Here is a 7,211-nt window from a genome sequence, read left to right on the forward strand (position 1 = left end):
GGGTCTCCACTCACTGCCCCTTCCGAAGATAGTTGGCGCCGCCGATCACCAGCAGCTTGTGCGAATCCCGGTCGGGCGCGAACAGGCTCAGCGTCTCCTCGGCCCCGGTCTCGTCCGTCAGGGTCAGCCGGTAACCCGAAACTCTGTAGCGGCCGCTGCGCACCGGCCGCCGACTGTGGCCGGCCACGACGGTGCCGCCGTCCATCGAACTGCCGGTGGAGGAGAAGCCGACGCCGCCCTCGCGGGTGAAGCGGCCGTCGGGCGTCAGGGCGAGGGTGTGCGTGCCGCCGACCGAGCCCATCGCGCCGCTCGATCCGAATGTGTGGTTCCACGTGCCGTCGAACCGGTGCCCGTCGGCGAAGGGCGGCACCGCGAAGTAGGTATGGTCGCCGAGGGTCAGCCCGTCCTTCGTGCGGGAGAACGCTTCGCCGGAGCGCGTGACGCGCCCGAACCCGTCTTCAACCTCGACCCGCTCGATGCGGTTGGCGGAGAACCAGCCGCCCTTCAGCGCGTAGGTGCCGCAGCTCTTCGGCTCGGATCGGCAATGGGCGGTCATGTCGCCGGCGCGCGGAAGCTCCGTGGTGTAGAGGCCACCCTTGTCGAACAGCAGCGTGTCCTGATCCGCGGTGAAGTCCATCCCGCCGAAGGCGTTGGGCCGGAGCTGCGTCTTGGTGCGCGTGTAGAGACCCTCGAGGCCGCCATCCCCCCGGGCCGGCGAGAGCGCGAGGCCGCGGTCGTCCTTGGCCGGGCGGTAGGAGGCCACCAGCGCTTCGAACCCCTCGCGGATCGGCTTTTCCTGCTCGCGTTCGGTCTGAAGCGTGAGGAGCATCAGGAAATGCTCGCTCGACTTGGTGGCGATCCCGATATGCCAAGCCGCCATGCGGAGGCCGTCGGTCGTGCGGCAGCAGCGCTGCTCGACGCGGATGCGGTGCCCGTCGAGGGTTTCGCCCGTCCTCGACGTGAGCGGCTTCTCACTGGGCGGGATCTGCTTGAGACTGCGGACGAAGGCGCCGAACGTATCGTCGAATCGGCCCGAGGCCGGTGTCGGCTTGGCGACGATCAGGATCGCGGCGCCCTTGCGCCCGCGCGGCGTGGTCGGCTCTAAGACGCGCTCGAACACAAGGCCGTCGCCGGCCTCCCGGCGGGGCCAGCCCTCGAACACGGCCGGCAGCTCGAAGCGGGAAGACCCGAGCGCCACCTCTGCGGCGCGGACGGGCAGCCCTCCCGCAAGCACCAGGGCGAGGCCGAGCCCCGCCCCGCGCGCGCGACCTCTTCGCGTCACGTCACGACGCTCGGCTCCGCGCGGCCGGTGATTGCCGCGATGTCCGCCAGCTCCCGCGCTACCGCGACCACGGGCCCGAGCACGTCGGCGACCGGCAGCTCAAGCCGATCGGGGGCGGCCTCGTAGCGCTCGAGGTAGACGCGCAGGGTCGCCCCGGCGGTGCCGGTGCCCGAGAGGCGGTAGACGATGCGTGCATCCTCCGCGAAGGTCACGCGCACGCCCTGCGCCTCCGTCACCGAACCGTCGACCGGATCGACGTAGCGGAAATCGTCCGCCGCCTTCACCGTGAAGCCGCCGATCCGGGTACCCGGCAGCGAGCCGATCTTCGCGCGAAGCCCGTCCATCAGCCGGTTGGCGGCGCCGGAATCGATCTCCTCGTAATCGTGGCGGGTGTAGTAGTCGCGGCCGAACGCGGCCCAATGCGCCCGCACCAGCTCCTGCGCCGGCTTGCCGGTCGCGGCCAGGATGTTGAGCCAGAGCAGAACCGCCCACAGCCCGTCCTTCTCGCGCACGTGATTCGAGCCGGTGCCGGCGCTCTCCTCGCCACAGAGCGTGATGCGGCCGGCATCCAAGAGGTTGCCGAAGAACTTCCAGCCGGTCGGGGTCTCGAACGCCTCGATCTTGAGCGCGGCGGCGACGCGGTCTACCGCGCGGCTCGTCGGCATCGAGCGGGCGACGCCGGCAAGGCCCCCGGCATAGCCCGGTGCGCGGTGGGCGTGGGCGGCGAGGATGGCGAGGCTGTCGCTCGGCGTGACGAAGAGGCCGGGCGCCACGATCATGTTGCGGTCGCCGTCGCCGTCCGAGGCTGCGCCGAAATCCGGCGCGTCGGGCCCGTGCATCAGGTCGAACAGTTCGTGGGCGTGAACCGGGTTCGGGTCGGGATGGTGACCGCCGAAATCGGGCTTGGGTTCGCCGTTGACGACCGTACCCGGCGCCGCGCCCAGCGCCCCCTCCAGAATTGCCTTGGCGTAGGGGCCCGTCACCGCCGAGAGCGCGTCGAAGCGCATCCGGAAGCCGGAGGCGAACATCTTGGCGAGCGCCTCGAAGTCGAACAGCGTGCGCATCAACTCGGCGTAATCGGCGACCGGATCGACCACCTCCACCGTCATCCCGTCGGTCTCGCTCGTGCCGATCCGGCCGAGGTCGAGGTCGGGCGCATCGGAGATGCGGTAATCGCCGATCGCCTTGGTGCGCTCGAAGATTGCAGCGGTGACGCTTTCCGGCGCCGGGCCGCCGTTGCTGCCGTTGAACTTGATGCCGAAATCGCCATCCGGCCCGCCGGGATTGTGGCTCGCCGACAGCACGATGCCGCCGACGGCCCCATGCTTGCGGATGACGCAGGACGCGGCCGGCGTCGAGAGCAGGCCGTTCTGCCCGACCAGCACCCGCCCGAAGCCGTTGGCGGCGGCGATCTTGAGGGCGATCTGCACCACCTGCTCGTTGTAGAAGCGCCCGTCGCCGCCGATCACCAGGGTCGCGCCCTTCCGGTCGGGGATGCAGTCGATGATCGCCTGGACGAAGTTCTGGACGTAGTGCGGCTGCCGGAAGACGGGCACCTTCTTGCGTAGGCCCGAGGTGCCGGGCTTCTGGTCCGGATAGGGGCTGGTGGGAACCCGCTTCGACGCCATGGTTCGCTCGATTCTCGCGAAGGACAAACTCCGCACGTCGTAGCGCGGTTTGCCGGTTCGTATAGGGTTGCGATGCCGATTTCGGTATCGTCCGATGCGGCGATCAGCGGTCGGAGCCGAGGCGGACGGTCACCACGGCCGGATTCTGACGCAGGCGCTCCGCGATGGCCGCGACGCTCGTCTGCGAGAGCCGGACGAAGGCGATCGTCACCTCCTCCAGCCCCTCTTCCCCGCCGGGGCGCACCACGAACTGGCGCACGCGCGAGGCCCGCTCGCCGGTGGCGTCCTGCAGCGTATCGATCGAGAGGCTGCCGGCCTTCACGGTGAGATGAAGCGTGTGGGTGCGCAACCGGTCGCGCCAGCTCTCCTCGATCGGCTTCACGCCCGCGAGGATGCCGACAACGAGGATCGTCGCCGCGATACCCGCCACGTAGAGGCCGCCGCCGACTGCGAGGCCGATGGCCGCCACCGCCCACAGGCTCGCAGCGGTGGTGAGCCCCTTCACCACCTCGCCGCGCAGGAGGATCGTGCCTGCGCCGAGAAAGCCGATGCCGGAGACGACCTGCGCGGCGATGCGCGAGGGGTCGAGGGTGACGTTCTTCTGACCCAGCACGTCGGAGAAGCCGAAGGCCGAGACGATCATGAAGAGGCAGGCGCCGACGCAGACCAGCATGTGCGTGCGCAGGCCCGCGGCCCAAAGCAGCCGCTCCCGTTCGAAGCCGATCACGCTACCCATGGCCCCCGCGAGCACGAGGCGCGCCACCATTTCCGCGTTGCCGAGCATCGCTCCTCCCGATTCGCGTGGGCGGCCGAGAGTGCGTCCAGTTCTCCCGGCGTGCAACGACGGCTCTGCCTTGACGCCCCCGGCGGCACGGGTCCAATGCGGCGCGCATTCCAGAACCGTCAGCCGCTCGTGGGCCGTCGATGCCGCCGCTTCTTGCCCTCCCCTTCCCGGCCATCGATCCGGTCGCAGTCTCGATCGGACCGGTCGAGATCAAGTGGTACGCCCTGTCCTACATCGCCGGGCTCGTCGGCGGCTGGTTCTATGCGCGCCGGCTGGTCGCGGCGGATTCGCTCTGGGGCGTGGTCAGGCGCCCGACGCTCGCCGACATCGACGACCTGATCGTCTGGGTCGCGCTCGGCGTCGTGCTCGGCGGACGGATCGGCTACGTGCTGTTCTACAACCTGCCGCTCTATCTCGATCATCCGATGGAGATCCTGGCGATCCGCAACGGCGGCATGTCGTTCCATGGCGGGTTCCTCGGGGCGATCCTGGCGCTGCTGCTCTTCGCTCGGGCGCGCGGCCTCAACGGCTACACCATGCTCGACATCGCAGCAGTGGTGGTGCCGGTGGGCCTGTTCTTCGGGCGCATCGCCAACTTCGTGAACGGCGAACTCTGGGGGCGCGCCGCGCCGGACTTCCCCTACGCCGTCGTCTTCCCCACCGGGGGCGACGTGCCGCGCTATCCGAGCCAAATCTTTGAGGCCGCGACGGAAGGCTTGCTGCTGTTCGTGGTCATGGCGCTCGCCGTGCGCCGCTTCGGCTTCCGCAAGCCGGGGCTGCTCGGCGGCATCTTCGTCCTGGGCTACGCGCTGGCGCGAACCTTCTGCGAGTTCTTCCGCGAGCCGGACCGGCAACTCGGCTTCCTGTTCGGGCAGGACGTCAACGCGCTCGGCGGCGGCGTGACCATGGGGATGCTGCTCTGCGTGCCGATGGCGCTGGTCGGGCTCGTCTACATCGTCCTCGCTGCCCGCGGGGTGACGCGGCCTCGGAAGACGGGGCCGGAGATCCAGGCCGAAGCGGGGCAGATCTGAACGTGAGCCCCGAGGCGACGCCGCTGCTGGCGATCCTGGCGCGGGAGATCCACGCGAGCGGACCGCTCGGCCTCGACCGCTACATGGCGCTCTGCCTCGGGCATCCGCTGCACGGCTACTACGCCACGCGCGATCCCTTCGGCCGGGGCGGCGACTTCGTCACCGCGCCGGAGATCAGCCAGATGTTCGGCGAGCTGGTCGGCGCCTGGGCCGCCGCGGTGCTGGCGATGATGCCGGCGACGGGCGTGCGTCCCTGCCTCGTCGAACTCGGGCCCGGCCGCGGCACGCTGATGGCCGACGCGCTGCGGGCCCTGCGCGCGGCCGGCAGCGACTTCGAGCTGCATCTCGTCGAGACCAGCCCGGTGTTGCGCCGGCTCCAGGCGGACCGGCTCGCCGACGCAGCGCCGACCTTCCACGACTCGGTGGCGAGTCTGCCGGATGCGCCGCTTCTCGTCATCGCCAACGAGTTCTTCGACGCCCTCCCCGCCCGCCAGTTCGTCCGAACGGCGCTTGGATGGTGCGAGCGCCGCGTGGGTCTGACGCCGGAGGGCGACGCCCTGGCCTTCGGCCTCGACCCGGAGCCCGATCCGCGTCTTACGGCCCAGGCGCCGGCGGGCGCGGTGCTGACCCTGCCGAGCCAGGGGCTCGCCGTGATGCGCGATCTCGGCCGCCGTCTCGTCGCGCGGGGCGGCGCTCTCCTCGCGATCGATTACGGATACGACCAGCCCGGCTTCGGCGACACCTTCCAGGCGGTTGCCGGCCACCGCTTTGCCGACCCGCTCGCCCGGCCCGGCGAGGCCGACCTGACGCTGCATGTCGATTTCGGCGCGCTGGCTCGCGCGGCGGCCGCGGAAGGCGCCGTCGTGCACGGCCTCGTGACGCAGCGCGATTTCTTGCTGGGGCTCGGCCTTGCGATGCGCGCCGAGCGGCTCAAGGCTCGCGCCACGCCGGATCAGACGCAGGCGATCGACGCCGCCGCCCTTCGCCTGACCGACCCGGACCCGCGCGGGATGGGCGCCCTGTTCAAGGTGCTCTGCGCCAGCCATCCCGCGCTCGGACCGCTCCCGGCGCTCCCGCCCCCTTCCTGAGACTTCCAGAGAAAGTCTGCGAGACCATGTTCATCGAAGCGCCCGAGCTGAGCTCGCACTCCTACATCCGGCACGCCTTCTTCACCCGACAGGGCGGCGTCTCGGAAGGGCTCTACGCCTCGCTGAACGGCGGGATCGGCTCGAACGACGATCCGGCAAGGGTCGCCGAGAACCGGGCGCGGATGTGCTTGCAGCTTGGGCTCCCGCGCGAGAACCTCGTCAGCCTCTACCAAGTGCATTCGGCTGAGGTCGTGACCGTCGAAGTGCCCTTCCCCCTGGCCGAGCGCCCGAAGGCGGACGCCATGGTGACGCGCGTGCCCGGCCTCGCGCTCGGCATCGCCACGGCCGATTGCGGACCGATCCTGTTCGCCGACCCGGAAAATCGCGTCGTCGGCGCGGCCCATGCCGGCTGGAAGGGCGCGCTCGGGGGCGTGGTCGAAGCGACGGTCGCGGCCATGGAGGCGCTCGGCGCCGAACGCCGGAGCATCGTCGCTGTGCTCGGGCCGACGATCGCGCAAGCCTCCTACGAGGTCGGTCTGGATTTCATTGAGCGCTTCCGGGCCGAGGTGCCCGATTGCGAGGCCTTCTTCAAAGAAGGGCGGCCGGGCCACGCGCAGTTCGATCTGCCGGGTTTCATTCTCGCGCGGCTGGCCCAGGCGGGGATCGGCGAGGCGACCTCGCTCGGCCTGTGCACCTACGCCGATCCCGACCGGTTCTATAGTTTCCGCCGTACCACGCACCGGAGCGAACCGGATTACGGGCGCCTGATCTCGGCGATCGCATTGACGCCGTAGGGGTTTTTCCGGAGATCCCGCAGAAATCGTTGCATCCGTGCAACGCCGGCCGCAAGGGTGCCCACGGCCGGGCTTTTGTGCGCTGAAGCACTCGCATCCCTCACTGCATCCATCGTAAGCCTCTCCCCGTCGCGGAACGCCGTGGTTGCACCCCTGCGACAATCTGTCCGGAACCGTCACCAAAAAAAGCTCGGCCGTATGTGAACCTTGGCCGTTCGGTAACGTTTCCCGGTTGGAACGACGGCGGACTAAAGACCACCGCCACAAAGGGGCCGCTTTCGAGACGGTCGGCGTGGTCAAGCCGCAACAGCATCTTCCGAGATGCTGGCATAGATACGGGGCACCGTGCCGCCTCGCTTCTCCGGAAGCATCGGTACAGTCAGAGAGGACCAGAGTAATGAAATCCTTCCTTCGCGCCGGCACGGCCATCGCCGGCATCGCCTTCGCCGGTTCGGCGCTCGCTGCCGACCTCCCGCGCCGCGCGGCTCCCCCGCCGGTGTTCCAGCCGGTGCCGGTGTTCACCTGGACGGGCTTCTACGCCGGTTTCAACGCCGGTTACGGCTTCGGCACCCAGGACGACCGCGTCCCGACCGTGATCGGCGTC

At 69.8% G+C, this 7,211-nt stretch carries 6 protein-coding genes and 1 pseudogene; 4 read left to right on the top strand and 3 right to left on the bottom strand.

Features of this window, described 5'->3' with window-relative positions; genetic code table 11:
* Positions 1-10: 10 nt before the first annotated feature.
* The 3 genes from MKK50_RS01375 to MKK50_RS01385 all read right to left on the bottom strand — a co-directional run bounded on the left by MKK50_RS01375 (position 11) and on the right by MKK50_RS01385 (position 3,694).
* Positions 11-1,282 (bottom strand): hypothetical protein, encoded by a 1,272-nt coding sequence (locus tag MKK50_RS01375; RefSeq protein ID WP_499019851.1) that lies wholly within the window; start codon positions 1,280-1,282, stop codon positions 11-13.
* Entirely contained in the window at positions 1,279-2,910 is a 1,632-nt protein-coding gene (locus MKK50_RS01380) for an alpha-D-glucose phosphate-specific phosphoglucomutase (RefSeq protein ID WP_499019853.1), read from the bottom strand. The genes MKK50_RS01375 and MKK50_RS01380 overlap by 4 nt, the downstream gene beginning before the upstream one ends.
* A 103-nt stretch (positions 2,911-3,013) precedes the next feature.
* Positions 3,014-3,694, bottom strand: coding sequence for an MgtC/SapB family protein (locus tag MKK50_RS01385; protein ID WP_253371578.1), 681 nt, complete (start codon positions 3,692-3,694; stop codon positions 3,014-3,016).
* 140 nt (positions 3,695-3,834) lie between these two features.
* Here MKK50_RS01385 and lgt point away from each other — a divergent pair, with 140 nt between their 5' ends.
* From lgt to MKK50_RS01405, 4 genes and pseudogenes are all read left to right on the top strand, one after another.
* Positions 3,835-4,725, top strand: a complete 891-nt coding sequence (gene lgt, locus MKK50_RS01390) for a prolipoprotein diacylglyceryl transferase (RefSeq protein WP_499019855.1) — start codon at positions 3,835-3,837, stop codon at positions 4,723-4,725.
* 2 nt (positions 4,726-4,727) lie between these two features.
* Positions 4,728-5,813 (top strand): class I SAM-dependent methyltransferase, encoded by a 1,086-nt coding sequence (locus tag MKK50_RS01395; protein WP_499019856.1) that lies wholly within the window; start codon positions 4,728-4,730, stop codon positions 5,811-5,813.
* A 26-nt stretch (positions 5,814-5,839) separates the two neighbouring features.
* Positions 5,840-6,607 (top strand): peptidoglycan editing factor PgeF, encoded by a 768-nt coding sequence (gene pgeF, locus MKK50_RS01400; RefSeq protein WP_499019857.1) that lies wholly within the window; start codon positions 5,840-5,842, stop codon positions 6,605-6,607.
* 397 nt (positions 6,608-7,004) lie between these two features.
* A pseudogene (locus tag MKK50_RS01405) lies at positions 7,005-7,211 on the top strand (porin family protein); the annotation flags it as partial.

Origin of the sequence: Methylobacterium sp. J-043 (assembly GCF_022829505.1) — a bacterium.
Classification (GTDB): domain Bacteria; phylum Pseudomonadota; class Alphaproteobacteria; order Rhizobiales; family Beijerinckiaceae; genus Methylobacterium; species Methylobacterium extorquens_A.